This window comes from Inhella sp. (assembly GCF_041912635.1).
In the GTDB taxonomy this organism is placed as follows: domain Bacteria; phylum Pseudomonadota; class Gammaproteobacteria; order Burkholderiales; family Burkholderiaceae_C; genus Inhella.
Genome location: NZ_JAYRMO010000005.1, coordinates 1 through 25,248 on the forward strand (window position 1 = coordinate 1; position 25,248 = coordinate 25,248).

General features: G+C 67.7%; 20 protein-coding genes. 8 read left to right on the top strand and 12 right to left on the bottom strand.

The features are described 5' to 3' along the window. Positions 1-1,062, bottom strand: a 1,062-nt coding sequence (locus ACE3QP_RS03900; RefSeq protein WP_374433709.1) for a sigma-54-dependent Fis family transcriptional regulator, incomplete at its 3' end; no start/stop codon positions are given. A 284-nt stretch (positions 1,063-1,346) separates the two neighbouring features. Here ACE3QP_RS03900 and ACE3QP_RS03905 point away from each other — a divergent pair. Together ACE3QP_RS03905 and ACE3QP_RS03910 are read left to right on the top strand one after the other, a co-directional pair. Then, positions 1,347-2,867 carry an aldehyde dehydrogenase family protein gene (locus tag ACE3QP_RS03905; RefSeq protein WP_374433711.1) on the top strand — a complete coding sequence of 507 codons (1,521 nt, stop codon included), beginning with the start codon at positions 1,347-1,349 and terminating at the stop codon, positions 2,865-2,867. A gap of 71 nt (positions 2,868-2,938) precedes the next feature. Continuing rightward, positions 2,939-3,322 carry a VOC family protein gene (locus ACE3QP_RS03910; protein WP_374433713.1) on the top strand — a complete coding sequence of 128 codons (384 nt, stop codon included), beginning with the start codon at positions 2,939-2,941 and terminating at the stop codon, positions 3,320-3,322. Positions 3,323-3,451: 129 nt separating this feature from the next. Here the strand turns inward: ACE3QP_RS03910 and ACE3QP_RS03915 are convergent, their stop codons facing one another. From ACE3QP_RS03915 to ACE3QP_RS03925, 3 genes are all read right to left on the bottom strand, one after another. Then, the gene (locus ACE3QP_RS03915) at positions 3,452-4,345 is read right to left on the bottom strand and encodes an amino acid ABC transporter substrate-binding protein (protein WP_374433714.1); all 894 of its coding nucleotides are present in this window, start codon (positions 4,343-4,345) and stop codon (positions 3,452-3,454) included. 129 nt (positions 4,346-4,474) lie between these two features. Next, positions 4,475-5,416, bottom strand: a complete 942-nt coding sequence (locus tag ACE3QP_RS03920; RefSeq protein WP_374433715.1) for a porin — start codon at positions 5,414-5,416, stop codon at positions 4,475-4,477. A gap of 32 nt (positions 5,417-5,448) precedes the next feature. Then, positions 5,449-6,618 (bottom strand): branched-chain amino acid ABC transporter substrate-binding protein, encoded by a 1,170-nt coding sequence (locus ACE3QP_RS03925; protein WP_374433717.1) that lies wholly within the window; start codon positions 6,616-6,618, stop codon positions 5,449-5,451. A gap of 563 nt (positions 6,619-7,181) precedes the next feature. Here ACE3QP_RS03925 and ACE3QP_RS03930 point away from each other — a divergent pair. The 6 genes from ACE3QP_RS03930 to ACE3QP_RS03955 all read left to right on the top strand — a co-directional run bounded on the left by ACE3QP_RS03930 (position 7,182) and on the right by ACE3QP_RS03955 (position 14,133). Beyond that, positions 7,182-9,974, top strand: coding sequence for a TonB-dependent receptor (locus tag ACE3QP_RS03930; RefSeq protein WP_374433719.1), 2,793 nt, complete (start codon positions 7,182-7,184; stop codon positions 9,972-9,974). 74 nt (positions 9,975-10,048) lie between these two features. Beyond that, positions 10,049-11,554: a tryptophan halogenase family protein gene (locus ACE3QP_RS03935; protein WP_374433721.1), complete on the top strand. Its 1,506-nt coding sequence runs from the start codon at positions 10,049-10,051 to the stop codon at positions 11,552-11,554. Positions 11,555-11,578: 24 nt separating this feature from the next. After that, positions 11,579-12,055: a hypothetical protein gene (locus tag ACE3QP_RS03940; RefSeq protein ID WP_374433723.1), complete on the top strand. Its 477-nt coding sequence runs from the start codon at positions 11,579-11,581 to the stop codon at positions 12,053-12,055. A gap of 13 nt (positions 12,056-12,068) precedes the next feature. Continuing rightward, complete coding sequence (locus ACE3QP_RS03945) at positions 12,069-12,806, top strand: DUF6445 family protein (protein ID WP_374433725.1); 738 nt, start codon at positions 12,069-12,071, stop codon at positions 12,804-12,806. Further along, positions 12,803-13,174: a hypothetical protein gene (locus tag ACE3QP_RS03950; protein ID WP_374433726.1), complete on the top strand. Its 372-nt coding sequence runs from the start codon at positions 12,803-12,805 to the stop codon at positions 13,172-13,174. The genes ACE3QP_RS03945 and ACE3QP_RS03950 overlap by 4 nt, the downstream gene beginning before the upstream one ends. Positions 13,175-13,323: 149 nt before the next feature. After that, positions 13,324-14,133: a substrate-binding periplasmic protein gene (locus tag ACE3QP_RS03955; RefSeq protein WP_374433728.1), complete on the top strand. Its 810-nt coding sequence runs from the start codon at positions 13,324-13,326 to the stop codon at positions 14,131-14,133. A gap of 5 nt (positions 14,134-14,138) precedes the next feature. Here the strand turns inward: ACE3QP_RS03955 and ACE3QP_RS03960 are convergent, their stop codons facing one another. The 8 genes from ACE3QP_RS03960 to ACE3QP_RS03995 all read right to left on the bottom strand — a co-directional run bounded on the left by ACE3QP_RS03960 (position 14,139) and on the right by ACE3QP_RS03995 (position 25,167). Further along, positions 14,139-14,873: a substrate-binding periplasmic protein gene (locus ACE3QP_RS03960; protein ID WP_374433730.1), complete on the bottom strand. Its 735-nt coding sequence runs from the start codon at positions 14,871-14,873 to the stop codon at positions 14,139-14,141. Between the two features lie 61 nt (positions 14,874-14,934). Continuing rightward, on the bottom strand, positions 14,935-15,801 hold the full coding sequence (locus tag ACE3QP_RS03965; RefSeq protein ID WP_374433732.1) for an aldo/keto reductase: 867 nt from the start codon (positions 15,799-15,801) through the stop codon (positions 14,935-14,937). Beyond that, positions 15,798-18,209, bottom strand: coding sequence for an alpha-amylase family glycosyl hydrolase (locus ACE3QP_RS03970; RefSeq protein ID WP_374433733.1), 2,412 nt, complete (start codon positions 18,207-18,209; stop codon positions 15,798-15,800). The genes ACE3QP_RS03965 and ACE3QP_RS03970 overlap by 4 nt, the downstream gene beginning before the upstream one ends. Before the next feature lie 10 nt (positions 18,210-18,219). Then, on the bottom strand, positions 18,220-19,869 hold the full coding sequence (locus ACE3QP_RS03975) for an alpha-amylase family glycosyl hydrolase (RefSeq protein ID WP_374433735.1): 1,650 nt from the start codon (positions 19,867-19,869) through the stop codon (positions 18,220-18,222). 555 nt (positions 19,870-20,424) lie between these two features. Next, a complete protein-coding gene (gene malG / locus ACE3QP_RS03980) occupies positions 20,425-21,315 on the bottom strand; it encodes a maltose ABC transporter permease MalG (RefSeq protein ID WP_374433737.1) in 891 nt (296 codons plus the stop codon). Further along, entirely contained in the window at positions 21,315-22,880 is a 1,566-nt protein-coding gene (gene malF, locus ACE3QP_RS03985; RefSeq protein WP_374433739.1) for a maltose ABC transporter permease MalF, read from the bottom strand. Before malF ends, malG begins: the two co-directional genes overlap by 1 nt. Further along, complete coding sequence (gene malE, locus ACE3QP_RS03990; RefSeq protein WP_374433740.1) at positions 22,877-24,052, bottom strand: maltose/maltodextrin ABC transporter substrate-binding protein MalE; 1,176 nt, start codon at positions 24,050-24,052, stop codon at positions 22,877-22,879. Before malE ends, malF begins: the two co-directional genes overlap by 4 nt. Continuing rightward, the gene (locus ACE3QP_RS03995; RefSeq protein WP_374433742.1) at positions 24,049-25,167 is read right to left on the bottom strand and encodes an ABC transporter ATP-binding protein; all 1,119 of its coding nucleotides are present in this window, start codon (positions 25,165-25,167) and stop codon (positions 24,049-24,051) included. The genes malE and ACE3QP_RS03995 overlap by 4 nt, the downstream gene beginning before the upstream one ends. Positions 25,168-25,248: the final 81 nt, after the last annotated feature.

Here is a 25,248-nt window from a genome sequence, read left to right on the forward strand (position 1 = left end):
CAGCAGCGGGATGCCACGGTCCAGCAGGCGGCGGGCGCGCTGCAGCAGGGTGTGCAGCGTGGGGTCGCCGCTGTCCAGCGCCGCCAGCGCGTCCTGCGGCGGCGCTGCGGGCAGGGCCGGGCTGGGCCGCGGCGCCTGGCGCGGGGCGCGCTGGACCTGCAGCCACAGCCAGTCGCCGCGGCAGCGCCGCAGCCGTCTGGGCCGGCCGTCGCGGGCCATCTCGGCCAGGGTGTCGGGGGCCAGCTCCAGCAGCTCGGCCAAGGGCAGGGCGCTGGGGCCGACCAGGCCCAGGGCGGCGCAGGCGGTGCGGTCGGCAGCGGCCAGCAGGCCGTCATCGTCCAGCGCCAGCCGGCCTTCGGCCACCGAGCCCAGGCCCTCGGCCTGTTCGTGCACCGCCAATAGCCAGGGGGCCGTGCAGCGGGTGGCGAACAGGCGTTGCTCGACCATGCGGGCGGCGGCGCGCGCCAGGCCCAGGGTGTGCGGGTGCCAGCGGCGGCGCTCGCCGGAAATGTCCAGCACGCCCAGCAGCCGGCCATCGGGGGCATGGATGGGCGCGGCAGCGCAGCTCAGAAAGCCGTTGCGCGGCAGGTAATGCTCGCCACCGCGCACCAGCACGGCCTGGCCCTCGGCCAGCGCGGTGCCGATGGCATTGGTGCCGCGCCATTGCTCGTGCCAGCTGGCCCCCGGGCGCAAGGCCACGCGGGCGGCGCGGTCGGCAAAGCCGTCGTCGCCCAGGGCTTCGAGCAGGGTGCCCCGGGCATCGGCCAGGATCACCAGGCTGCTGCTGCCCTGCACCTGCTGCTGCACGAACTCCAGCACCGGCCGCGCCTGGGCCAACAGATCGCCGCTGGCGGCGCGGGCGCGGGCCAGCTGGGCGGCGCTGGCATGTGGGGCGCTGGCGGGCGCGGCGCCCAGGGGCTCCAGGCCGAAGGCGCGGCTGCGCCGCCAGCTTTGCGCCAGCAGCGGGTGCAGCAAGCCTTCGCCCAGCTCACCCTGCTGTTCCAGCTGCCGGCGCGCCAGGGCCAGGTGGTGGGCGGGCGGTCCGGTGTCGATGACGGCCATGGGGTCTCCGATCGTTGTGGGCAGGCTAGGGCGCTGGGGCGGCCTCGGCCAGGGTTTGAGCCGTTCGGGCAGGGGCACTGTCCCGTTTTGGGACGCTGTGCCAGCGCCTGGAACAGAGCGACCCATTGCAGCGCCACCGGCTGACGCGCGGCTTGCGCCTTTGTGCTTGAAACGCTCGACCCAAGCCCTGGCACGGACCCTGCAAAGGCAGCCCCAACCGGGCGGGCAGATCGCGGCCACCGTCCGGACCCTCCACCTGCTTCCGCCGCCTCAGGAGACCCGCCATGCTGTATGCCCAACCCGGCGCCGCCGGTGCCCCGCACGCCTTTGCCCCGCGCTACGACAACTTCATCGACGGCCGCTGGCAGCCGGCGGCCGACGGCCGCACGCTCGAGGTCATCACGCCCATCAGCGGCAAGGTCTACACCCAGGTGGCGCGCTCGGGCGAGATCGACATCGAACGCGCGCTCGATGCCGCCCACCGCGCCGCGCCGGCCTGGGGCGCCACGCCACCGGCCCAGCGCGCCCAGGTGCTGCTGCAGATCGCCGACCGCATCGAGGCCAACCTGGAACGCCTGGCCTATGCCGAGACGGTGGACAACGGCAAGCCCATCCGCGAAACCCTGAATGCCGACCTGCCGCTCGCGGCCGACCACTTCCGCTACTTCGCCGGCTGCCTGCGCGCGCAAGAAGGCGCGCTGAGCGAGATCGACAAGGACACCATCGCCTACCACTTCCACGAGCCGCTCGGCGTGGTGGGGCAGATCATTCCCTGGAACTTCCCCATCCTGATGGCGGCCTGGAAAGTGGCGCCCGCCCTGGCGGCCGGCAATTGCGTGGTGCTGAAGCCCGCGGAGAGCACGCCGGTCAGCATCCTGCTGCTGACGGAGCTGATCGCCGACCTGCTGCCCCCGGGCGTGCTGAACGTGGTGAATGGCCTGGGCCGCGAGGCCGGCCAGGCTCTGGCCGCCAGCCGCCGCATTGCCAAGCTGGCCTTCACGGGCAGCACGGCCACCGGCCGCCACATCGCCCAAGCCGCCGCGGCCAACCTGATTCCGGTGACGCTGGAGCTGGGGGGCAAGAGCCCGAACATCTTCTTTGACGACATCGCCGCCCAGGACGACGCGCTGTTCGACAAGGCCATCGAGGGCCTGGTGCTGTTCGCCTTCAACCAGGGCGAGGTCTGCACCTGCCCGAGCCGGGCGCTGATCCAGGCCTCGATGTACGACCGCTTCATGGAGCGGGCCCTGAAGCGCGTGGCCGCCATCAAGCAGGGCAACCCGCTGGATACCGAGACCATGATGGGCGCGCAAGCTTCGGCCCTGCAGCTGGACAAGATCCTCAGCTACCTCGAAGTGGGCAAGCAGGAAGGCGCCAAGGTGCTGGCTGGCGGCGCGCGCGCCCAGCTCGGGGGCGAGCTGGCCGAGGGCTATTACGTGCAGCCCACGCTCTTCCTGGGTCACAACCAGATGCGCGTGTTCCGCGAGGAAATCTTCGGCCCGGTGCTGGCTGTGACGACCTTCAAGGACGAGGCCGAGGCCCTGCGGATCGCCAACGACACGCCCTACGGCCTGGGCGCCGGGGTGTGGACGCGCGACGGCAGCCGGGCGTACCGGATGGGTCGCGCCATCCAGGCCGGCCGGGTGTGGACCAACTGCTACCACGCCTACCCGGCGCATGCGGCCTTCGGCGGCTACAAGGAATCGGGCATCGGCCGCGAGACCCACAAGGCCATGCTGGAGCACTACCAGCAGACCAAGAACCTGCTGGTGAGCTATAGCGACAACCCGCTCGGCTTCTTCTGAGCGGGCGTCTTGACTTGAAGTGCAGTTGAACTTGCAGGCTGGCGGCCCTTTCCTTCCTGAACCGGATTGCCATGAGCCACCCGCCTGCCCTTCAAGCGATTGACCACGTTCATGTTCATGTGCGCGACCGCGCCGCCGCCGAGGCCTGGTACGCCCAGGCCCTGGGCCTGCGCCGCCTGCCCGAGCTGGCGCATTGGGCGGCCGACGGCGGGCCGCTGACGCTCAGCGACCCGGCCGGCGTGCTGCATCTGGCACTGTTCGAGCGCCCGGTGCAGCCGCACCACGCCACGCTGGCGCTGCGTGTGGATGCGGCCGGCTTCGCGGCCTGGCGCGCCCACCTGGCCCAGGTGCTGGGGCAGGCACTGAAGGTGGTGGACCACCGCGAGTCGATCTCCATCTACTTCACCGACCCGGACGGCAACCCCTTCGAGATCACGACCTATGAAGTGGCGTGAGATGAAGCTCGGCCAGCATGCCGCGCCGCGAAGCACCGGCGCGCTCGATCGTGGGCAGCGCCAGCGGCAGCCGGCGCCGGCCCAAGCCCATCGCCCCGACCCACGGCGGACAAAAGCCTGTCCAGGCGCTTAGCGGTACCTCTCCGGCTCCGGCGAATCCGTCGGTTCCTTCAGCACGCGCGCCATCGCCGTCGGCATCGGCAGGTTCAGGTTGACGTTCTGCGGCGGCACCGGGCTCTGGAACCAGCGCTTGTAGAGGCTGTGAATCTCGCCGCTGCGAAACAGCTGGCGCAGGGCCTCGTCCACCAGCTTCTTGAATTCCGGGTCGTTCGGCGGCAGGGGCAGGCCATAGGGCTCGACGGACAGGGCCAGCTCCGAGACGCTGTAGGCCTCGGGCTTGCGGGCGCTGGCCAGCAGGCCGCGCAGCAGCACGTCGTCCATGGCGAAGGCCACGGCTTGGTCGCTGTCCAGCAGGCGGATGCTGTCCACGTCGTCCAGCCCGGCCAGGATGCGCATGTTCAGGTTGCGCTCGCGGTTCAGGTCCTGCAGCAGCTGGATGCTGGTGGTGCCGATGGTGCTGGCCACGGCCAGGCCGCGCAGGGCGTCCACATCGGGAATCGGGCGGCTGCGCTTGGAAAGCAGGCGGCTTTCGGCCACGAAGTAGGTGAGCGAGAAGCCGACATTGCGGGCCCGCTCGGCCGTGTTGGTGGTGATGCCGCACTCGATGTCCACCGTGCGGTTGGCCACCAGGGGCAGGCGCGTGCCGCTGGTGACGGCCATCAGTCGCACCTCCAGATCGGCCAGGCCGGGCTGACGGCGCAGGTGGTCGATGACGCGGTAGCAGATGTCCATCGTGAAGCCGATGGGTTGCAGCTGCGCGCCCAGGTAGGAAAAGGGTACCGAGGCGGTGCGGTAGCCCAGGGTGATGACGCCGGAGTGGCGCAGTTTGGCCAGCGTGGGGGAGGGCGACTGTGCCAGGGCGGAGCCCATGGCCAGACAGAGCAGCAGCGCGCGAAGAACCATCTCGACAGCTTCCCCAAAAGTGATGCGGCCCCGGCATGAGGCCGGGGCCGTGATTGTCAGCGTCGGAGCGCAGGCAGCCGTCCCCGCGGCAGCCGCCTGCGCTCCGCCCTCCCTGCTGCGCTCGAGGCTTTAGAAGTTGTGGCGCAGGCCGCCCGCCACGGAGCGGAAGTCGCCGCCGTACACGCCGGCCTTGCCGTCGTCCACCTTGGTGAAGAAGGCGTACAGCTTGGTGCGCTTGCTCAGGTTGTGGTTGATGCCCAGGGTGTATTGGGTGGCGTCGCTGTCGTTCACGCTGCCCACCTTGCCGGCGCGGCCGACGTTCAGGTGGAACTCGTTGGCCCCCGCCACATACATGCCCACCAGGCGCACATTGGTGCGGCTGCCCTTGACGCTCCAGGCGTCGTCGTCGCGCTGCAGGTAGCCGCCGAAGCCCAGATTGCCGGCCATGTAGAAGGCGCGGAAGGCGGCTTGGGTGGCGTCGCCGTTCTTCTCGTAGCCAGCGCCCAGCTGCAGGCCGCCGACGGTGTAGTTCCAGGCCACGTCGTAGCTGTTGTTGGCGCCGCCTTCCTTCAGCGAGGTGGCCAGCTCCAGGCTCATGCCTTGGGCCATTGAGGGCAGGCGGTAGGCGATCTTGTTGCTGTTGCGACCCACGTAGGCGTAGAGCGCGTCCGAGGAGGTGCCGGTGTCGTGGTTGTGGTTGCTGATGTAGTCGGCGGTGGCGTAGTAGGCCTCGCTGGTCATCTGGCCCAGACGCAGCGTGCCGAAGCTGCCGCTCAGGTTCACTTCGGCCTGGCGGCCCCAGTAGGTGGCGGCGGCGGCACCGGTGTCGGCGCTCAGGCCCGATTCGAGCTGGAAGCCGGCCTTCAGGCCGCCGCCCATGTCCTCGCTGCCCTTCAGGCCCCAGCGCGAGCTGTTGTTCTGCAGCACGTTCTTGGCCGAGGCGCTGCCGACCTTCTGGTTCTCGACGCTGAGGTTGATGCGGCCGTAGACGGTGACCGAGGACTGGGCCTGGGCGGCGCCGGCCAGCAGGGCGAAAGCGGCCAGGGCGGTAAAGCGGATCTTGTTCTGCATGGTGTGCTTGTTGTGGAAGTTGGAAAAGGCGCTCAGCGGATGACGGCCAGCGCGTCGCGCTTGCCACCGTTGTAGGTGTAGAGGGTCAGGGCGCCGTTCTTGATGTCGCCCTTGTTGTCGAAGCTGATGGTGCCGGTGACACCCTTGTAGCCCTCGGTCTTGGCCAGCACGGGCAGGTACTTGGCGGGGTCGGCGCTGCCGGCCTTGACCATCGCGGCCACCATGACGTTCACCGAGTCGTACACATAGGGCGCGTAGACCTGCACCTCGGTGTTGAACTTGGCGCGGAAGCGGTTGTTGAAGTCGACCATCGCGGTCTTGGCCTCGCCTTCCACACCACCGGCCTCGGCGCAGTACACCTCGGCATCACCCATGGTGCCGGCGGCCAGCTTGGGCAGCTGGGCCGAGCAGATGCCGTCGCCGCCAATCATCTTGGCCTTGATGCCGAGCTGCTTCATCTGGCGCAGCATCGGGCCGGCCACGGCGTCCATGCCGCCGAAGAACACCACGTCGGGGTTCTTGGCCTTCAGCGTGGTCAGGATGGCGCTGAAATCGGTCGCCTTGTCGTTCGTGAACTCGCGGCCGACGATCTTGCCGCCGGCGGCCTTGACGCCCTTCTCGAATTCGTCGCCCACACCCTGGCCGTAGGCGGTGCGGTCGTCGATGACGGCAATGCTCTTGCCTTTGAGCTGCTGCACGGCGTAGCGGCCCAGCGTGCCACCCAGGTGCACGTCATCGGCCACCACGCGGAAGGTGGTCTTGAAGCCCTGGCGGGTGTACTTGGGGTTGGTGGCCGAGGGGCTGATCTGCGGGATGCCGGCGTCGCTGTAGATCTTGGAGGCCGGGATGGAGGTGCCGCTGTTCAGGTGGCCCACCACGCCGTTGACCTTGTTGTCCACCAGCTTCTGCGCGGCCGAGGTGCCCTGCTTGGGGTCGCCGCCGTCGTCTTCGGCCAGCAGCACCAGCTTGACGGGCTTGCCGCCGATCTGCACGCCCTTGGCGTTCAGCTCGTCGATGGCCATGCGGGCGCCCAACTCGTTGTCCTTGCCCAGGTGGGCGATGGCGCCGCTGGTGGGGCCGATGTGGCCGATCTTGACGACTTCCTGGGCCTGGGCGGCGTAGCTGAAGGGCAGGGCCAGCAGGGCGAGGCCGACGGCGTTGAGCGACAGGCGACGCGACGCGCCGTGGGGGGTGTGTTGCATGGGATAGAGCTCCTCAGTTGGATGGGGTGTCGCCACACAGCGCGACTGGGGCCCATTCAGCAGCGTTCGTGCCAGCTTCTGTTTCCGCTTGTATTTCCCTTTTGCAACAAGAACTTACGGTTCCCGGTGGGGTGAAACCTGGGAATCACCCGGAGAGGGTCAACCAGAGCTGGCGTGTCAGGCGCAACACGGCACGCAGGCCCGGACCGTGCAGGAATTCGCACCCGCATGGCCGCCGCCAGGGCGCACCCTGCCCAGAGCGGCTGCGCGCGCATGGAATTTGCAGTGATGGAGCTTTGCTACATGTAGTTTGGCTACACGACGCATGACTTTTCCGGGCTGTCGTGCAAACTGAAAGGGTTAACAAGCAAAGGGAATACCCTTGAAATGTGCCGAAATGGCCACGACACCAAGGGTTCCACCCGAGCGGAACGCGTCGCTTCGGGATGGTCTGTAATCTAGTTTTAGTACAGAATTTGTTTCGTTCCGACCCGAATGGTGCGCGATGGCAAGGTGGGCTTGACCACGACGCGCCGATCCCCCACAGCCTAGGAGTGCGAAGCATGAAGAGTTCGAGCGGCGGGCGTGACCTGTTCAAGGTCAACGCGATCACGGCCGGTTGCCTGGTGGCCTTGATGGCCGGAGGCGTTCAGGCGCAAGAGGCACAGAAGCTGGACACCGTGGTCGTCACCGGTATCCGCAAGGGCATCGAAGACGCGATCTCGGTCAAGAAGAACAAGGACAGCATCGTCGAAGCCATCTCGGCCGAAGACATCGGCAAGCTGCCGGACACGACCATCGCCGAAGCCCTGGCCCGACTGCCTGGCGTGACCACCCAGCGCACCCGCGACGGCAAGGCTTCGACCATCAGCATCCGCGGCCTGGGCCCGGACTTCAACGGCTACCTGCTGAACGGCCGCGAACAGACCAGCACCGGCGACAGCCGCGCTGCTGATCTGAGCGTCTACCCGGCCGAGCTGATTGCCGGCGCCACCGTCTACAAGACCGGCGACGCCGCGCTGCTGACCGCCGGTCTGGCCGGCACCATCGACAACCGCCTGATCGACCCGCTGGCCTTCAAGAACCGCGTGATCGCTGGCGCCGTCGAGAAGACCGAATCCGGCCGCGGCCTGGAAGTGCCCAAGGGCACCGGCAACCGCTACAGCCTGAGCTACATCGACCAGTTCGCCGACCGCAAGATCGGTGTGGCCCTGGGCTTCGTGCGCGCCGACGGCACCGCCTTCCAGCAGACCCGCGGCGGCTGGGGCACCGGCACCGTGGACGCCACCCTGGCCGGCGGTGGCACCGCCACCGGCGTGAAGATCCCCGACTGGGGCAATGGCGTGGACTTCAAGAACCGCCGTGTGGAAGACGAGCGCACCGGCGTGGCCGCCATCCTGTCGTACAAGCCGAGCAAGGAGTTCCACACCCAGCTCGACGTCTTCTACGCCAAGATCGACAACTTCGCCAAGGAAGCCCGCATCCAGGGCGGCCTGAGCGGCCCGATCACCAACGCCACCGTGCAGGGCGGCGAGGCCATCAAGGGCACCTTCCAGCTGGGCGCCAGTCCCAACGGCCTGATCAACCGCCACGAGTCGATCTTCCAGGACGACACGCTGAAGTCGATCGGCTGGAAGAGCAAGTTCATGTTCGCCCCCGACTGGGCCGCGACCGTGGACCTGAACCACAACAGCGCCGAGCGCATCGAGCGCAACATCGAGGCCTACGGCGGCATCCTGGCGGCCGACACCCTGACCTTCGACCGCAGCGGCGGCGGCGCGCCCCAGTTCACCCTGGGCCGCAAGGCCGAGTACACCAACCCCTCGTCGGTCTTCATCCGTGACCAGAGCGGTTGGAGCGGTGTGAACGGCCTGCCCCAGGCCGGCTACTCCAAGGGCCCGACCATCAAGGACAAGGTCAAGGGCCTGCGCGTCGACGTCGACCACAGCATGGAAGGTGCCTTCACCAACCTGCAGTTCGGCCTGGCCCTGAACAAGCGCACCAAGGACCGCATCACCGACGAGGGCGTGATCGCCTCGGTGGCCGGCAATGGCGGCCAGCCCTTCGCCTATCCGGCAGGCTCCTACGTGGAAGCCAATATCGGTGGCACCGGCTTTGACATGCTGACCTTCGATCCGCGCGAGACCCTGTGGGAAGGCGCGCGCATCATCCGCAAGTTCAACGACGACATCCTGTCGAAGACCTGGGGCATCGAAGAGAAGGTCACGACCGCTTTCGTCAAGGCCGATCTGGAGACCGAGCTGGGCTCGATCCCGGTGCGCGGCAATATGGGTGTGCAGTTGGTGAATACCGACCAGTCGTCCACCGGCTACCGCGCCAACATCGGCTCGGGCGTGGTGCTGACCAACCCGGCCATTGGCCTGAGCAAGGACGGCAAGAAGTACACCGACCTGCTGCCCTCGATGAACCTGTCGGGTGACCTGGGTTCGGGCAATGTGCTGCGCTTTGCGCTGGGCCAGCAGATCGCCCGCGCCACGCTGACCGACCTGCGCAACTCGGCCGCCATCTCCGAGGACAAGGAGTGCGGCGCCACCCAAGGCGGCGTCTGTACCGATCCGACCTATGGCCGCTTCATCGGCTCGGCTGGTAACCCGCACCTCAAGCCCTTCAAGGCCTGGGCGCTGGACCTGTCGTACGAGAAGTACTTCGGCACCAAGGCCTATATGAGTGCCGCGGTGTTCTACAAGAAGCTCGACAGCTACATCACCACCAGCACCAACCTGTCGTACGACTTCACCCGCGAAGCCCAGGCCCTGAACCTGCAGCGCCCGCTGAGCGGCTCGTACACCGGCATCTTCACCAGCACGGTGAACGGTGATGGCGGCCGCCTGAGCGGCTTCGAGATCGCGGCCTCGGCCCCGTTCTCCATGATCAGCTCCTGGCTCGACGGCTTCGGCGCGAACTTCAGCTATTCGGACACGAGCAGCTCGGTCAAGCTGCCCAATCTGCTGGGTCTGAACCCGAACCAGCAGGTGCCCGCCGGCAACATGCCGCTGCCGGGTCTGTCCAAGAAGAACGCCAAGATCACGCTGTACTTCGAGCGTTGGGGCTTCAGCGCCTTCGTGGCCAAGAACTACCGTTCCGACTACGTCGGCTCGGTGGCGAATGACGCCATCGGCGGCTACCCGACCCCGCGTCTGATCGACGGCTCCAGCTGGGTCTCGGCCCAGGTCGGTTACGAGTTCCAGGACGGCCCCGCCAAGGGCCTGGCCATCCGCGTCGAGGGCAACAACCTCAACAAGCCCGTATACCGCCAGCTGCGCGCCGATGGCTCGGTCGAGAACGAGAACAAGACCGGTGCGGACCTGATCCTCAAGTTGAGCTACAAGCTCTGAGCCTGAGGATTTCGTAGGTCACTTCAGGCCCCCTGCCTCCGGGTGGGGGGCCTGTTCATTGGAGGAGACGAAACGTGGAAGCTCTCAAGGACATCGTCATCGTGGGTGGCGGCACGGCGGGCTGGATGACGGCCGCGGCCCTGTCCAAGGTGTTGCGCGGCAAGTACCGCATCCGGCTGGTGGAGTCGGACGAGATCGGCACCGTCGGCGTGGGCGAGGCCACCATCCCGATGATCAGCCTGTTCAACCGCATGCTCGAACTCGACGAAGACGAGTTCATGCGCAAGACCCAGGCCTCGTTCAAGCTCGGCATCGAGTTCGTCAACTGGGGCCGCCTGGGCGACCGCTACATCCACGGCTTCGGCGTCATCGGCCAGTTCAACTGGACGGTGGACTTCCACCACTACTGGCTCAAGCAGTGGCAGGCCGGCAAGGCCAAGGAGCTGGCGGCCTATTCCATCAACACCGCCGCCTGCCACGCCAACAAGTTCATGCGCGCGCGCGCCGACATGCCCAATTCGCCGCTCGGGCAGATCGCGCACGCCTTCCACTTCGATGCCTCGCTGTATGCCAAGTTCCTGCGCGGCTATGCCGAGGAGCGCGGCGTCGAGCGCATTGAAGGCAAGATCATCGAAGTGCAGCAGCGCCCGGGCGATGACCATGTCACGGCGGTGCAGCTGCACAACGGCCAGCTGGTGGAGGGCGAACTCTTCATCGACTGCTCGGGCTTCCGCGCGCTGCTGATCGAGGGGGCGCTGAAGACCGGCTACGAGGACTGGTCGCACTGGCTGCCCTGCGACCGCGCCCTGGCCGTGCCCTGCCTCTCCAGCGCCGAGCTGACCCCCTACACCCGCGCCACCGCCCGCCAGGCCGGCTGGCAGTGGCGCATCCCGTTGCAGCACCGTGTGGGCAACGGCCATGTGTACTGCAGCAAATTCATCAGCGACGACGAAGCCGCCGCGGTGCTGCTCAGCAACCTGGACGGCGCCCCGCTGGCCGAGCCACGCCCGATCAAGTTCCTGACCGGCCGGCGCCGCCAGACCTGGAACAAGAACGTGGTGTCGATCGGGCTTTCGAGCGGCTTCCTGGAGCCGCTGGAATCGACCAGCATCCACCTGATCCAGATGGGCATCGCCCACCTGCTGACCTACTTCCCGGCGGCGGGTTTCAGCGATGCCGAGCGCGACCGCTACAACCGCACCATGGAGCAGGAATTCAACTGGGTGCGCGACTTCATCATCCTGCACTACAAGGCCACCGAGCGCACCGACTCGCCGTTCTGGAACTACTGCCGCACCATGGACGTGCCGGAGTCCCTGAGCCAGCGCATGGAGCTGTTCCGCAGCAGCGGCCGGCTCTACCAGGAAGGCGACGAACTGTTCCGCCCGATCAGCTGGTTGCAGGTACTGCACGGGCAGCGCGTCGAAGCCCAGAGCTACCACCCGCTGACTGATCTTTTGCCTGAGCCGGAGATCCAGGAGTACCTTGATGGCGTGGCCGATGTGATCCAGCACTGCGTGGACGTGATGCCCACCCACTCGGCCTTCATTGCCGAGCACTGCGCGGCCCCCAAGCTCTGAACCCCTGCCCAAGGAGAGGAACAAATGATTCGTTGGACGCTTTCGCTGGCTTCGGCCGCACTGGCTGTCTTGCTGGCGGGCTGTGCCGCCCCGGCCGCGAAGGAAACGGCCACGCTGACCTATGAGACCAAGCCCGAGGGCGCCAGCCTCTTTGAGGCGGGTCAGCCCATCGGCATGGCGCCGCAGACGCGCAGCTACAAGCTGGAGGCCGGCGCCAGCACCATCAAGACGCCCGAGGTCACGGCCGTCTGGCCCAGCGGTGCCAAGACGGGCTTCTACACCTTCCTCAAGCCTGGCGCGGACGACATGGCCACGCTGGAGCGGCCGTCCAAGGCCCCCGACCTGCAGAAGGATCTGGACCATGCCGCCAAGGTGGTGGCCGGCAAGGAGGCCGAGCAGCGCCGCCTGAAGGAAGAGGCCAAGCGCGAGCAGACCCGCAACTCGGCGCGTTGCCAGCAGCAGCAACAGAAGGGCCAGCAGGTCGCCATCAGCGACTGCTGACGGCATTTGCCCGATGCTGCCGCTGCCACGCCCGGCCTCGGGCAGCTTCTTCAACCCGCAGGCCCAGGTGCGGCGCCTGCCCTTGGGCGACGGCCAGTACGCCTTGGTCATCGACGACGCCCTGGCCGAACCCGAGGCGCTTGTGAACTGGGTGGACGACCATGTCTTCGAACCTGCCGAGGACAACGCCTACCCCGGCCAGCTCATGCTGGCGCCGCCGCCGCTGACCGAGAGCCTGGACGGGCTCTTCATGCAGAAGGTGCGGGGCGCTTTGGGCGGGCGCCGCACCGTGGAGCGTTACGCGCGCTTCAGCCTGGTGACGCAGCCGCCGCAGGCATTGCGCCCTTGCCAATGGCTGTGCCACCGCGACCGCGTGGCGGCCGACCCGGGCCGGGTGCTGTTCGCAGCCTCGGTGCTCTATCTGTTCCCCGACCCCCGGCTGGGCGGAACCCGCTTCTTCCGCCCGCGCTGCAGCGCCGCAGAGCTGGAGCGGCTGCTGGCGGACGCCCAGGAACTCGACGGCCCGGCCTTCCAGGCACGCTACGGCATTGCCCCCGGCTACATGGGGGCGGGCAATGCCTACTTTGAATGCACTGCTGAAGTGGCGGCGGCCTGGAACCGCCTCGTTTTCTACGACGGTGCTGTGTTCCACTCCGCGGTGATCGAGCGGCCGGACCTGTTGAGCGAGGATGCCCGGCAGGGGCGGTTGACCCTGAACGGCTTCTACGCCTGCACCCGCGCCCTTGCATGAAACCTGCCGCCTTCCTGCTCCTGTTGCCGGCCCTGGCTCTGGCCCAGGGACCGACCCGCACCGTCGAGATCGAGTGGGGCGATGCGCGCCGCTTCGAGTCCGAGCAGACCCTGGCGCCGGGTCACACCGTGGAGGCCTGCACCCCGCTGGAAAAGACCCAGCAGGTGCACTGGACCTTCCATGCCGATGGCAACCTCAGCTTTGCGCTGTTCCACCGCATCGGCAAGCGGCCCATCTACGCCGAGCGGCGGCAGCGCACGCGCAGCCTGCAGGGGGCCTTCAACCCCCAGCAGGCGGTGCGCCACTGCTGGTCCTGGACGAACGCGGGGTCGCAAACCGTGCAAATGGCCTTCATGTTGCGGCACTGATTGGGGTGAACCATCAGCCGAGGGCGCTTGGGGTCGGGCACACAATCCACCGTGCAAGTCGCCGTCGCGCCAGACGACGGGCCGCCTCCGGGGCGGTGCAACGAGAAGCGGCTGCATTCGGGTGAGGGCCAGACCCTGAGAGTGAACGCATGCGGAGTTGGATTGGTGGGACCTTGTTGGCGCTGTGCGTGGGGCTGGGCGGAATGCCCGCAGCCTCGGCTTCGAGCTGCAAGCAACTGCGCGCCTCCGGCAACCCGCAGTACCCACCCTATCTGTGGCGCGACCCGGCCAACGAAGAGGTGCTGGTCGGCGCCAATGCCGAACTGATGGCTTGGCTGTCCAAGGAAATCGGCATCCCCATCGAGGTGCGCTTCGTCGGCCCGTGGAGCCGTGTGCAGGAAGAGGCCCGTGCCGGCCGCCTGGACCTGCTGGCGGGTGCGTTCTTCACCCTGCCGCGCACCGAGTTCATGGACTATGTGTACCCGCCGTTCCGCGAGACGCGCTCGGTGGTGATGGTGCGCGGGGACAAGAAGCTGAACTTCAAGCGCTGGGACGATCTGATCCCGCACCAGGGCATCACCGTCATCAACAACAGCTTCGGTGAACAGTTCGACCGCTTCGCGGCCGAGAAGCTGCGCATCACCAAAGTGGCCAGCCTGGAGCAGGCCATCCGTATGGTGGAGCTGGGGCGTGGCGACTACCTGCTCTATGAAGACAGCCCGGCCGATGCCTATCTGGCACGCATGGCGGTGCAGGGCTTCCGCACGCTGATGCCGGCGGTGGCGCAGGAACAGCTCTACGTCACCCTTTCGCAGCGGTCGGAATGCAACAGCCCGGAACTGCGCGGCGCGCTGACGCGGGCCATGTACAAGCTGCAGCGCGAGCGCCTGATGCCGGAGTTCGTGGCGCGCGCAGTGAAACGCTGGCAGGCCGAAGGGGCCGCAGCACCCAAGCCCTGAGTCTGCTATCGCACCCCGTAGCGGGCCCAGATCCGTTCCTGGGCTCCATTGCGCTGCAATGCGGCGTGCGCCTGTAGCAGACGCTGGCGCTCGTCTTCGCTGACGCCACCGCTGGCGGCCAGCCAGACCTCGCCGGATTCCAGCGTCAGGCCGACCTGCAAGCCGGCGGGGTCGCGGCCGCTGAGGCGGGCGTTGTAGAGGTTGACGAGGTCGCCGCCGTAGATGGCGTCGGCCATGCCGTGTTCGAGCATACGCAGCATGTCGTCCACGCTCGCAGCCTGGGCCACCCGTTCATCGGCAAAGCCATGGCGGCGCAGCTGGGCCAGATTGGGCGAGCCGCGCAGCACCACCAGCTTGCGGCTGCGCGCCTGCTCCACCGTGTCCACCCGGGGCTCTCCGGCCCGGGTGATGAAGGCGAAGTGCTGCACGTGCAGCTTCACCAGCCACTGGTACTGCGGTTCGCGCTCGGGGGTGCGCGTCAGCGGCAGGATCAGGGTGCGCGGCTGGGCCAGGGCCATCTGCATGGCGCGCGCCCAGGGGAAGAACTGCACCTTCACCGGCCAGCCGGCCTGGGCCATCAGCGTCTCCGTCAGCTCCACCAGGAAGCCCGGCCGGTCCCCCTGGCCTTCGATGGCGAAGGGCGGCAGGTCGCCGGTGACGACCTGCAGCGGCGCGGGGTCGGCCTTCAGCGCAAAGGGCAGGGCAGAGAGTCCAAGCAGCAGGTGGCGACGGTCCGGCATGGTGCGTGCAGCAATGGCAGGCACCCATTCTGGCCGCCGCAGGCCGGCGGGCTGGGGGGTCTTACACCAAGCCCGGCCAGTGGTCCCCGCCCGCTGCCTGCCAGCGTTGCAGCAGGGTTTGCAGCAGATCGGCCGGCAAGGGGCCGGCTGCCAGCGCGGTCTGCGCGCTGCGCAGATTGCCCATGCTCTTGGTGCCCAGCAGCAGGCTGCTCACGCCGGGCTGGAAAGCGGCGAAGCGCAGCGCCAGCTCGGGCCAGGGCAGGCCGAAGTCGGGCAGGGCCAGGGCCTGCCAGCGGTCAAAGTAACTGCCCTCGCAGAAGTCGTCCGGGCGCTGTGGCTTGGCCCAGGCCAGGCCGGCCAGGGCGCGCTTGACCAGCACGCCCTTGGCCGTGGGCAGCTGCGCAGCGTTGGCCCGGTCCACCAGGCTGAGGCTGCACTGCACGCTGCCGAAGCGCGCATCGGCCAGCGCGTGTGCGAGTTCGGCGTTCTCGCCCGAGTAGGCGGCCACGCGCAGCTTGCCGGCGCGCACGCAGTCGTGCAGGGCCTGCGTCACCTCGCCGCGTTGCAGCACGTCCAGCGGGCAGCTGTGCAGGTGGCCGATGTCGATCCAGTCGGTGCGCAGCAGCTTCAGGGCGCGTTCCACGCCTCGGACGATGCAGTCGTAAGTCCAGTCCGGCACACCCTCGACGCCGTAGCCGAACTTGGTGCTGAGCACGAACTCCTGGCGGCGGCCGGCCAAATGGCGGCCGATGCGCTCCTCGCTGCGGCCATAGCCGCGTGCGGTGTCGATCAGGTTGATGCCGAGGTCCAGCACGCCATTGAGCAAGCGGCCGATCTCGGCCTCGTCTTCAAGACCATCGAAATGCATGGCGCCGAAGCCCAGCGGGCTGACGGCGAGGCCGGTCTGGCCAAAGGGTTTGGGGCTCATGGCGTCGAGATCAGCAGGCGGCCGAACAGCGGCGGCAGGGTCAGGGTCAGCGTGCCGTTGGCGGCGCTGCGGGGCTTCAGGCTGGGGTCCAGCAGGTCTTGCCAGCCCGAGCCGGCGGGCAGCTGCAGCCTGACCTCGCGCGGCTCGCGGGCGTTGTTCATGGCCACCAGGGCCTGGGTGCCGCCCAGGGTGCGGCGCAGCACGACCACCTCATCCGTCAGCAGCAGCGGGGCCTCCAACGTGCCGCGGCGCAGCACGGCGTGCTGATGGCGCAGGGCCAGCAGGCGCTGGAACTCGGCGCGCAGGGCCAGGTCGGGCTGGCCACCTTCGTCCGCCCACGGGTAGGGTGCGCGGTTGTAGGGATCATCGCCACCGCCCACGCCCACTTCGTCGCCGTAGTAGACGGTGGGGGCGCCGGGGAAGCCGACCTGGAACAGCAGCGCGAGCTTGAGGCGCTGCTTGGCCTCAAGCAGCTTGGCCGGGTCCTCCGCGGCGTCGGTATGCGGGTTGCCGTGGATGCCGAAGTGGTGCAGCGCGCGCGCCTGGTCGTGCGTGGAGAGCAGGTTCATGTTGGCGTGCAGCATGGGCGCGGGGTAGGCCTCGCGCGTCAGCTCCAGGCTGGGGATGATTTGCCGTGCCTTGCCGCCGGCCGCGTAGTCGAGCACGGCGTTGCGGAAGATGTAGTTCATCGTCGAGTCGAACTGGTCGCCGAGGAAGTACTTGCTGGCGTCGAACCAGGTCTCGGCCACGGTCAGCGCGTCCGGCTTGGTCTGCTTGACGGTGGCCGACCACTGGCGCCAGAAGTCGTCCGGCACCCAGGGGGCCACGTCCATGCGCCAGCCGCTCGAGCCGGCCCGGAGCCAGCGGCGCGTCACCGAATCGGCATCGCGGTAGGCAAAGCGGCGCCAGGCCTCGCTGGCCTTGTTGAGCTCGGGCAAGTCCTTCACGCCCACCCAGCCCTGGTACTGCTCGTTCGGGTCGCTCTTCGTGGTATCGAACAGGAACCAGTCGTAATAGGGGCTCTGCGGGTTGGGTTTGCCGCCCGCAAATGCCCCCGCACTCGCGCCGTCCTTGCCACCAAAGTTGCCGAAGCGGTCGAAGTAGGGCGAGTCCGAGCCGACATGGTTCAGCGAGGTGTCCAGGATCACCCGCAGGCCGCGCTTCTTGGCCTCGCGCGCCAGACGCTCGAAGTCGGCGTTGGTGCCGAAGCCGGGGTCGATGCGGTGGTAGTCGCCGGTGTCGTACTTGTGGTTGCTGGCGGCCTGGAACACCGGGGTCATGTAGAGGGTGTTGGCGCCCAGGGCCTTGATGTCGTCGAGCTTCTCGATGATGCCGGCGAGGTCGCCGCCGAAGAAATCGTTGTTATGCACCGCGTCACCCGCCTCACCCGGGCGACGGGGTTTCTCAAGCCAGCGCGCGTGGCGCTCGATGTCATGCGTCTGGTAGCGCTGGCGGCCGGGCTGCGGGTCGTTGGCCTTGTTGCCGTTGCGAAAGCGCTCGGGGAAGACGTAGTAGTAGACGACGTCGGCGGCCCACTCGGGCACGCGCAGGTCCTTGAGGTGGATGGTCTGGCGGTAGCGGCGCACCTTGGCCAGGTTCTCGGGCAGGCGTTCCACCACGCCCGGGCCCATGCTGCCGCGCTCGCGCGTCCAGTAGACGCTGTCCTTGTTGTTCTGCAGCGCGTAGCGCCCCTGCTCGGTTTCGACTTCGAACCAGTAGCCGTAGATGCCGATGTCGGCGAAGCGGTACTCGCCCTCGAAGCGGCTGCCCAGACCGTGCGGCTTGGGCAGCAGGGCCACGCGGGCCAGCGGTTCGTAGTGCAGGCGTTCCTGGTTGCCCTCCAGCTGGCGGCGCTCCACCACCAGGTGCACCGCCCGCAGCCCCGGCACCTCGGCGGTGACGGCAAAGCGCAGCGTGCTGCCCAGGGGCTGGGCGCCGAAGGGGGATTTGTGCGCGAGCTGGCGCGAGTCGAAGCGCAGGCTCAGGGCCACGGGGTCGGTGATGGGCGCCTGCACCACGTCCGGCGCCGTCTTCGGGCCCAGCTGCAGCTGGGGCCGGCCTTCGGCGTCAAAGCGCAGGCTCAGCGTGTGCTCGCCCTCGAATTGGCGCACCAGGTTTGCATGGCCGCCCTGTGCCACGGTGGCCGGAGCGCCCTGGGCATTGGCCGCCACGATGCTGGCGGGGCTCCAGTCGGCGTCGGCAATCTTGAACTCGTGCCGGTTGTTGAGCTGCAGGTTCAGCACCCAGGCGTCGCAATGCCAGCGGAACTGGTAGTCCTCCAGCGCGGCCCAGTTGTTCATGCTGCCGCGCAGGAACAGTTCGGACGCGGGCTTGGGTGCGGGGCGGCAGTCGGCTTGGGCGTTCATGCCAAACAGGCTGCTGAGCAGCAGGATGAAAAGGGCTCGCATCGGGGTTGGCTCACTTCACACGTTTGTAGGCGCTGTAACCGCCGCCGGGGCTGAGTTCCGGTACGAGGACTCGCACCTCGTGTGGCGCCAGCGTGAGGTGCAGCAGGCCGGTGCTGATCTGAGTCTTCTGCCCAGTCAATTGGTCCACCAGCATCCAGATGTTCATCAACTTGGAGTTGCCCAGCATCACGGTCTCGGTCACAGCCTCCTTGGCCGGATTGGCGACCACGATGACGGTGTCGCGCGCGCGGTCGGTGTGGCGCTCGAAGGCGAACAGGCGCTCGGCGGTGACGGGGCGGTAATCGCCCACGCGCAAGCTGCGCTGGGCCTTGCGCAGGGCAATGAGCTTCTTGGTCCAGACGTAGTCCGGGTTGTCGTCGCGCACCTGGTCCCAGCGCATCGGGGCGCGCATCTCGGGGTCGTCGCCGCCGCTCATGCCGAGCTCGCTGCCGTAGTACAGATTGGGCGCGCCGGGCAGGGTGAACTGCAGCAGCTGCGCGAGGCGGCGCTGGGCGGGGTCGGGCAGGGCGGTGGCCAGGCGCGGGGTGTCGTGGTTGTCCAGCATCAGCCAGCTCTTGAGCAGGTTGTCGACACCGCTCTCCGCCACCATGCGGTCCACCATGCGCTGGGCCAGCGCAGGCGAGAGCCGCCCGTCGGCCAGGCGCAGCAGGATCTCGCGCAGCGTGAAGTTCATGACGCCGTCCACCGCCGGGAACCACTCCTTCGGGTAGTTGGCGATTTCGCCCACCACCAGGGAGCCGGGTTTCTCGGCGTGCGCGGCTTGCGTGAGCCCGTGCAGGAACTCGAAGCCCATGTCCACCGCCACGTCCAGGCGCCAGCCGTCCACGCCCTCGCGCAGGTAGCTGCGCACCACGGAGTCCTTGGCGCGGAACACATGGTCCTGCACGGCGGGGAGCTCCAGGTTCAGCTCGGGCAGGTTCTCGGCCAGCCACCAGATGCGGGTGCCGCTCTGGTATTGCGGCCCGAAGTAGAACCAGTCGCGATAGTCAGAGCCCCCGGCCGCTTTGCGGCCACCCCCCGAGGGGGTTCGCGCCGGCCTTGGGGCGGCCCGGCGGCCGACGCGCTCGGCCAGGTGCTTGGCCTCGGCGTCCTTGAACCTGGGTGCATTGCGGCCCATGTGGTTGAACACGCCATCCAGCACCAGCTTCATGCCGCGCGCGTGCAGGTTCTGCGCCAGTGCCTTCACATCGGCGCGGGTGCCGAACTCGGGCGAGACGGCGGCGTAGTCGAAGGCGTCGTACTTGTGGTTGGTGTAGGCGAGGTGGATGGGGTTCAGGTAGAGCACATCCGCGCCGAGCTGCTGCACATGGTCCAGCCTGGCCGTCAGGCTTTGCAGGTCGCCGCCCCAGAACTCGATCTCATGGCTCCAGAGCTTGGCCTCGGGCAGGTACTGGCCGCGCTTCGGCGTTTCGTCCCAGCGCCGCAGGATCTTGGGCGCGGGGTAGAGGTGGCGCTTGGCATCCAGGTTGGCGGGTGGAGCAAAGCGGTCCGGCAGCACTTGGTAGACGATGGCGCCGTTGCGCCAGTCCTTCTCGCGGGCTTCGAAGCGGCCCTTGAGTTCGGCGTCGTATTTGTTGGCGGGGCCTGCGTGAGCTTGGGTGGCGATCGCAGTGAGGGCGGCGAGCAGGAGTGTCTTCATGGTCCGTTGTTCCTCGAAAGACCCCGCCGGGATGCCGCCCCGGCAGGCGGGTCACTTTCTTTGCTGCGCCAAAGAAAGTGACCAAAGAAAGGCGCTCAATGCGCACAGTCGCCCTAGGGGCGAACGGTGATGGCGGTGCTTGGGCTCACACTGGCATGAGCCCTCATCTGACTTCGACGGTTAGGACGACGAAGGCACCCGGAGTACCGGTCGTCCTGGGCAGCGAGGACCATGGCCGCTGCGCTCCGAAGAACAGACCCCCAACCCGCGTTGACGGATCGACCTCCGCTCATTGGGGATCCCGTCATCGCAGAAAGCCCGCGATGGTTTGCGTGGGTCTAGTCGGCCGGTACCCCGGCCAGCTTAGCGGGCAGGTTTTCGCAGTCCTAGGAGGGGTGTGGGAGCCATGTGAGCCGGACGTGCAGTCGCGGCCGACCCTAGGTCGGCTGCGTGCATTCAGCGCCTTTCTTTGCCCCGCGTTTCTTTGGCGCAGCAAAGAAATGCGGGTCGGGGTGTGGGGTTGAAGACCCCACGGGCTGCCACACGAAAACACAATCAGCCCTTGACCCCACCCGCCGTCAACCCCGACACGATCCACCGCTGCGCCATCAAGAACACGAGCGTGATCGGCAAGCCGCTCAACACCGCCGCCGCCGCGAAATCACCCCACAAGAAGCGCTGATCGTTCAGGTAGTACTTGGAGCCCACCGCCAGCGTGAGGTTCGATTCCTCGCGCAGCAGCACCGAGGCCACCGGGTAGTCAATGATGGTGCCGATGAAGGCCAGCACGAACACCACCACCAGGATGGGCACGGCCATCGGCAGCAGCACGTGGCGGAAGGCCTGCCAGTGCGTGGCGCCGTCGACCTTGGCGTTCTCCTCGATCTCCACCGGGATGGTCTCGAAGTAGCCCTTGATGGTCCAGATGTGGGTGGCCACGCCGCCCAGGTAGGCCACGATCAGGCCGGCATGGGTTTCCACGCCCAGCCAGGGGATGTAGGCGCCGATGGTCTCGAAGATCGCGAAGATGGCCACCAGCGCCAGCACCACCGGGAACATCTGCAGCAGCAGCATCGACGACAGCAGCCCGCCCTTGAAGGGGAACTTCAGGCGCGCGAAGGCGTAGGCGGCGGTGGTGGAAATCATCACGATCAGCGCCGCCGAAATCGTCGCCACCTTGATCGAGTTCCACAGCCAGCGCAGTACCGGGAAGGGCGGTTGCACCAGGGCGCCGTCCGGCCCTTGGAAGCTGATGCCCAGCGCCAGCTTCCAGTGTTCGAGCGAGATCTCGGTCGGAATCAGGCTGCCGGTGGCGAAGTTGCCCGGCCGCAGCGAGATGCTGACCACCGCCAGCAGCGGGAACAGCGTGATGGCGATCAGCACCCACAGAAAGGCATGGGCGGCGAAGGTGCGCCACTTCTGGTTCTTGCTTTGAACGATGGCCATTAGCGTGCCCCCGAAGCATTGGCGCGCGTCAGGCGCAGGTTGATGATCGACAGCACCGCCACCAGCACAAAGATCAGCGTCGAGATCGCCGCGGCGAGGCCGAAGTCCTGGCCCGAATCGCGGAAGGCGATGCGGTAGGTGTAGGAGACCAGGATGTCGGTCTGCCCGGCCGGCAGCTTGGTGTTGAGGAAGTCGGGCCGGCCGTCGGTCAGCAGCGCGATCAGCACGAAGTTGTTGAAGTTGAACGCGAAGGCGCTCACCAGCAGCGGCATCAGCGGCTTGACGATCTGCGGCGCGGTGATCTTGAAGAAGTTCGTCAGCGGCCCGGCGCCGGCCAGCGCGCTGGCCTCGTACAGATCCGCCGGGATGGCCTTCAAGAGGCCGGCGCAGATCAGCATGATGTAGGGGTAGCCCAGCCAGGTGTTGACGATCAGGATCATCGACTTGGCCAGGAAGGGGTCGGCAAACCAGGCCGGCTTGATGCCGAACAGGGCGTCCAGGATCGCGTTGATCTCGCCGAAGTTCTGGTTGAACAGACCCTTGAACACCAGGATGGAGATGAAGCCCGGCACCGCATAGGGCAGGAAGAGCAGGGTGCGGTAGGTGGTGCGAAAGCGCAGGCCTTCCCAGTTCAGCAGCACGGCCAGGCCCATGCCCACCGCGGTGGTGAAGACCACGGTCAGCAGCGCGAACACCACGGTCCAGATGAAGATGGAGACGAAGGGGCCGCGGAAGTCGGCATCGCCGAACAGGCGGGCGTAGTTCTTCCAGCCCACCGCCACCTTGAAGCCGGGCTGCAGGCGCTCGCCGGCGGCGTTTTCGAAGAAGCCGGTGTCGCGGTTCGGGGCGTAGCGGGTGCCGGTGGCGGTTTCGGTAACGGAGCCGTCCGGGTTCGCCGTCCACACCGGCTGCCGCGGCGCGAAGGCGCGCACGCCGACGTAGTGCAGCGCAGGCCCGCCCTCGGGCAGCTGCAGCGCCAGTTCGCGCAGCACCTTGCGGTGTTCCAGCACTTCCTTCAAGCCCAGGGACTGGTTGACCGCGTAGCTGGCCTCGGCCGGCGTCTTCATCGTGATGACGGGCGGCAGCTTTGCGGTGCGCAGCGCCAGCGGGCCGGAGACGTAAGCCGGCGCGCCGTCCACCGTGCGGCGCAGCACCAGGCGGAACTCCTGGCCGTCGGCGTGCAGCTCGCTGATCAGGGCCTGGTCCTCGTCATGCGCGGTCTGCTTGAGCAGGTAGTCGCGCGAGCGCTCCTCGGTCAGCAGGTTGCTACTGGAGTAGTTCGTGAAGCCCAGCTGCGCCGTGTAAAGCAGCGGAAAGGCCACGAACAGCAGCATGCCGGCCACGCCCGGGAACAGGTAGCGGTAGGCGAAGCTGACGTTGGTGCCGTAGATGACGAAGGCGCTGGCGAACAGGGTCAAGAGGCCCAGGCCCAGCAGGTACTGGCCGGTGGCGACGACGCTGAATACCAGGTAGAGCGACGCCAGCGCGGCGGCGCCGGTGAGCAGCCAGCGGCCCCAGGCGGGCAGGCCGGTGGCGGGGCGGGGCAGGGTGGCGGCGCTGTTCATCGGACCACCTTCATGCGGGCAGCGGCGCCGTCCAGCGCATCCTTGGGCGATTGCAGCCCGTTGGTGATGGCCTCCAGTGCCGCGTCCATCGCGGTCCAGAAGCGGCCGACCTCGGGGATGTTGGGCACGGGGCGGCCGGTTCGGGCGTTTTCCATGGTGGCGCGGATGTTGGGGTCGGCCGCCAGCTCGGCGTAGAAGGCCTTGTTGGCGGGCACGCCCAGAGGCACGTCGGCGTTGACGACCTTGAGCTGCTCGGGGCGCAGCAGGTGGTTTTCCAGGAACTCGCGCGCCACGTCTTCGAGCTTGGAGCTGGCGCTGACCATGCAGCCCAGCACGCCCACAAAGCTCTGGCTCGGTTGCCCGGGCACCACGGCAGGGATGGGTGCAACGCCGAAATTGATCTTGGCGCGGCGTGCGTTGTCCCAGGCCCAGGGGCCGCTGACCATCATGGCGACGCTGCCGCGTGCAAAGCCCGCTTCCATCTCGGCGTAGCGCGCACCCTTGGGCATCACGCCGGTCTTGACCAGGCGGTCCAGCATCTCGGCGCCCTGCACCGCGCCCGGGGTGTTGACGCCGACCTGGGTGGCATCAAAGTCACCTTTGGCGTTCTTGCCGAACACGAAACCGCCCGCGCCGGCCAGCATGGGCCAGCTGAAGAAGCTCTTGTTGAAGTCCCACAGGATGGCCTTCTTGCCCTGCTTGGCCAATTTGGCGTCCAGCGCGATGACCTCGTCGAAGCTGGCTGGCGGCACCGCCACCAGGTCCTTGTTGTAGATCAGGCCATTGGCCTCGATGGCGATGGGGTAGCCCCAGAGCTTGCCGTTGTAGCGAAAGGCCTCCCAGGCGCTGGGTTCGATCTCGTCGCGGATCGCCTTGGCCGGGCGCAGCGGCACGATCAAGCCGGCCTTGGCCCATTCCCCCACGCGGTCGTGCGGCCAACAGAAGATGTCCGGGCCCTTGCCCGCCCCAACAGCCTGCTGGAACTTTTCCGGTGCGCCCTCGGGGTGCTGCACGTCCACCTTGACGCCGCTGAGCTTGGTGAAGGCGTCACCCACGCGCTGCAGGCCGTTGTAGCCCTTGTCGCCGTTGATCCAGACCAGCAACTGCAGGGGCTCGGCCCGCACCGCGGGCAGAGCGGCGGCCAATGCGGCCGCAAGCAAGAGGCGCTTCATGCGGCCGCCTTCTCATGGCGGGCGCCCAGGCGCGGGAAGGCCTGGCCCTGGGCATCGAACAGGTAGGCGGCGTCGGCCGGCAGGTGCAGCTTCAGCTCCTGGGCGCTGCGGATGCGCGAGCGGCCATCGAATTCGCAGGTCAGCGCGTCTTCCACGCCCGGGTAGGCGCAGTAGGCGAAGGTGGCGCCGCCGAGCGACTCCACGAAGGTCACCGTGGCCGAGAGCATGTTCGATTCGCTGGGCTGCAGCGTGAAGTGCTCGGGGCGCACACCCAGCGTGAGTTTGTCGCCGGGCTTGGCACGGCTGGCGTCCACATGAGCTTCGATGAGGGCGCCGCTGGCCAGCCGCACCGTGGCGCGCAGGTCGTTGCCGCTCACCAGTTCGGCCTCGATGAAGTTCATCTTCGGGCTACCGATGAAGCCCGCCACGAACAGATTGCAGGGGTGCTCGTACAGCTCCAGCGGGCTGCCCACCTGCTCGATCTTGCCGGCGCTCAGCACCACGATGCGGTCCGCCAGGGTCATGGCCTCGACCTGGTCGTGCGTCACATAGACCATGGTGGTCTTCAGGTCCTCGTGCAGCTTGGCGAACTCGTAGCGCATGCGCACGCGCAGGGCGGCGTCCAGGTTCGAGAGCGGTTCGTCGAACAGGAAGACCTCGGGCTTGCGCACGATGGCGCGGCCGATGGCGACGCGCTGGCGCTGGCCGCCGGAAAGGTCCTTGGGCTTGCGGTCCAGCAAGTGGTCGATGTGCAGGATCTTGGCGGCGTGCCGCACCGAGCGCTCGATCTCGTCCTTGGGCACCTTGGCCAGCTTCAGGCCGAAGGCCATGTTGTCGTACAGATTCATATGCGGGTACAGCGCATAGCTCTGGAACACCATGGCGATGCCGCGCTCGGCCGGCGGTACGTCGTTCACCAGCCGGCCGCCGATGCGCAGCTCGCCGCCGGTGATGTCTTCCAGGCCGGCGATGGTGCGCAGCAGGGTGCTCTTGCCACAGCCCGAGGGGCCGACGAAGACCATGAACTCGCCGTCACGGATCTCCAGGTCAATGCCATGCAGGATGCGCACGTCGCCGTAGGCCTTGGTCACTCCTTTGAACTGCACATCCGCCATCGTGGTCTCCGTGGGCGCTGGTACGGGGGTGCGCCGCTTGTTGGTGGGGCCAATATACCGAGGCAAATGTAGTTTCACAAC

Excerpts from the sequence above, each read along its gene's own strand:
- ACE3QP_RS03905 (WP_374433711.1), top strand. The coding sequence starts at position 1,347 with ATGCTGTATGCCCAACCCGGCGCCGCCGGTGCCCCGCACGCCTTTGCC.
- ACE3QP_RS03910 (WP_374433713.1), top strand. The coding sequence starts at position 2,939 with ATGAGCCACCCGCCTGCCCTTCAAGCGATTGACCACGTTCATGTTCAT.
- ACE3QP_RS03915 (WP_374433714.1), bottom strand. The coding sequence starts at position 4,345 with ATGGTTCTTCGCGCGCTGCTGCTCTGTCTGGCCATGGGCTCCGCCCTG.
- ACE3QP_RS03920 (WP_374433715.1), bottom strand. The coding sequence starts at position 5,416 with ATGCAGAACAAGATCCGCTTTACCGCCCTGGCCGCTTTCGCCCTGCTG.
- ACE3QP_RS03925 (WP_374433717.1), bottom strand. The coding sequence starts at position 6,618 with ATGCAACACACCCCCCACGGCGCGTCGCGTCGCCTGTCGCTCAACGCC.
- ACE3QP_RS03930 (WP_374433719.1), top strand. The coding sequence starts at position 7,182 with ATGAAGAGTTCGAGCGGCGGGCGTGACCTGTTCAAGGTCAACGCGATC.
- ACE3QP_RS03940 (WP_374433723.1), top strand. The coding sequence starts at position 11,579 with ATGATTCGTTGGACGCTTTCGCTGGCTTCGGCCGCACTGGCTGTCTTG.
- ACE3QP_RS03945 (WP_374433725.1), top strand. The coding sequence starts at position 12,069 with ATGCTGCCGCTGCCACGCCCGGCCTCGGGCAGCTTCTTCAACCCGCAG.
- ACE3QP_RS03950 (WP_374433726.1), top strand. The coding sequence starts at position 12,803 with ATGAAACCTGCCGCCTTCCTGCTCCTGTTGCCGGCCCTGGCTCTGGCC.
- ACE3QP_RS03955 (WP_374433728.1), top strand. The coding sequence starts at position 13,324 with ATGCGGAGTTGGATTGGTGGGACCTTGTTGGCGCTGTGCGTGGGGCTG.
- ACE3QP_RS03960 (WP_374433730.1), bottom strand. The coding sequence starts at position 14,873 with ATGCCGGACCGTCGCCACCTGCTGCTTGGACTCTCTGCCCTGCCCTTT.
- ACE3QP_RS03965 (WP_374433732.1), bottom strand. The coding sequence starts at position 15,801 with ATGAGCCCCAAACCCTTTGGCCAGACCGGCCTCGCCGTCAGCCCGCTG.
- ACE3QP_RS03970 (WP_374433733.1), bottom strand. The coding sequence starts at position 18,209 with ATGCGAGCCCTTTTCATCCTGCTGCTCAGCAGCCTGTTTGGCATGAAC.
- ACE3QP_RS03975 (WP_374433735.1), bottom strand. The coding sequence starts at position 19,869 with ATGAAGACACTCCTGCTCGCCGCCCTCACTGCGATCGCCACCCAAGCT.
- malG (WP_374433737.1), bottom strand. The coding sequence starts at position 21,315 with ATGGCCATCGTTCAAAGCAAGAACCAGAAGTGGCGCACCTTCGCCGCC.
- malF (WP_374433739.1), bottom strand. The coding sequence starts at position 22,880 with ATGAACAGCGCCGCCACCCTGCCCCGCCCCGCCACCGGCCTGCCCGCC.
- malE (WP_374433740.1), bottom strand. The coding sequence starts at position 24,052 with ATGAAGCGCCTCTTGCTTGCGGCCGCATTGGCCGCCGCTCTGCCCGCG.
- ACE3QP_RS03995 (WP_374433742.1), bottom strand. The coding sequence starts at position 25,167 with ATGGCGGATGTGCAGTTCAAAGGAGTGACCAAGGCCTACGGCGACGTG.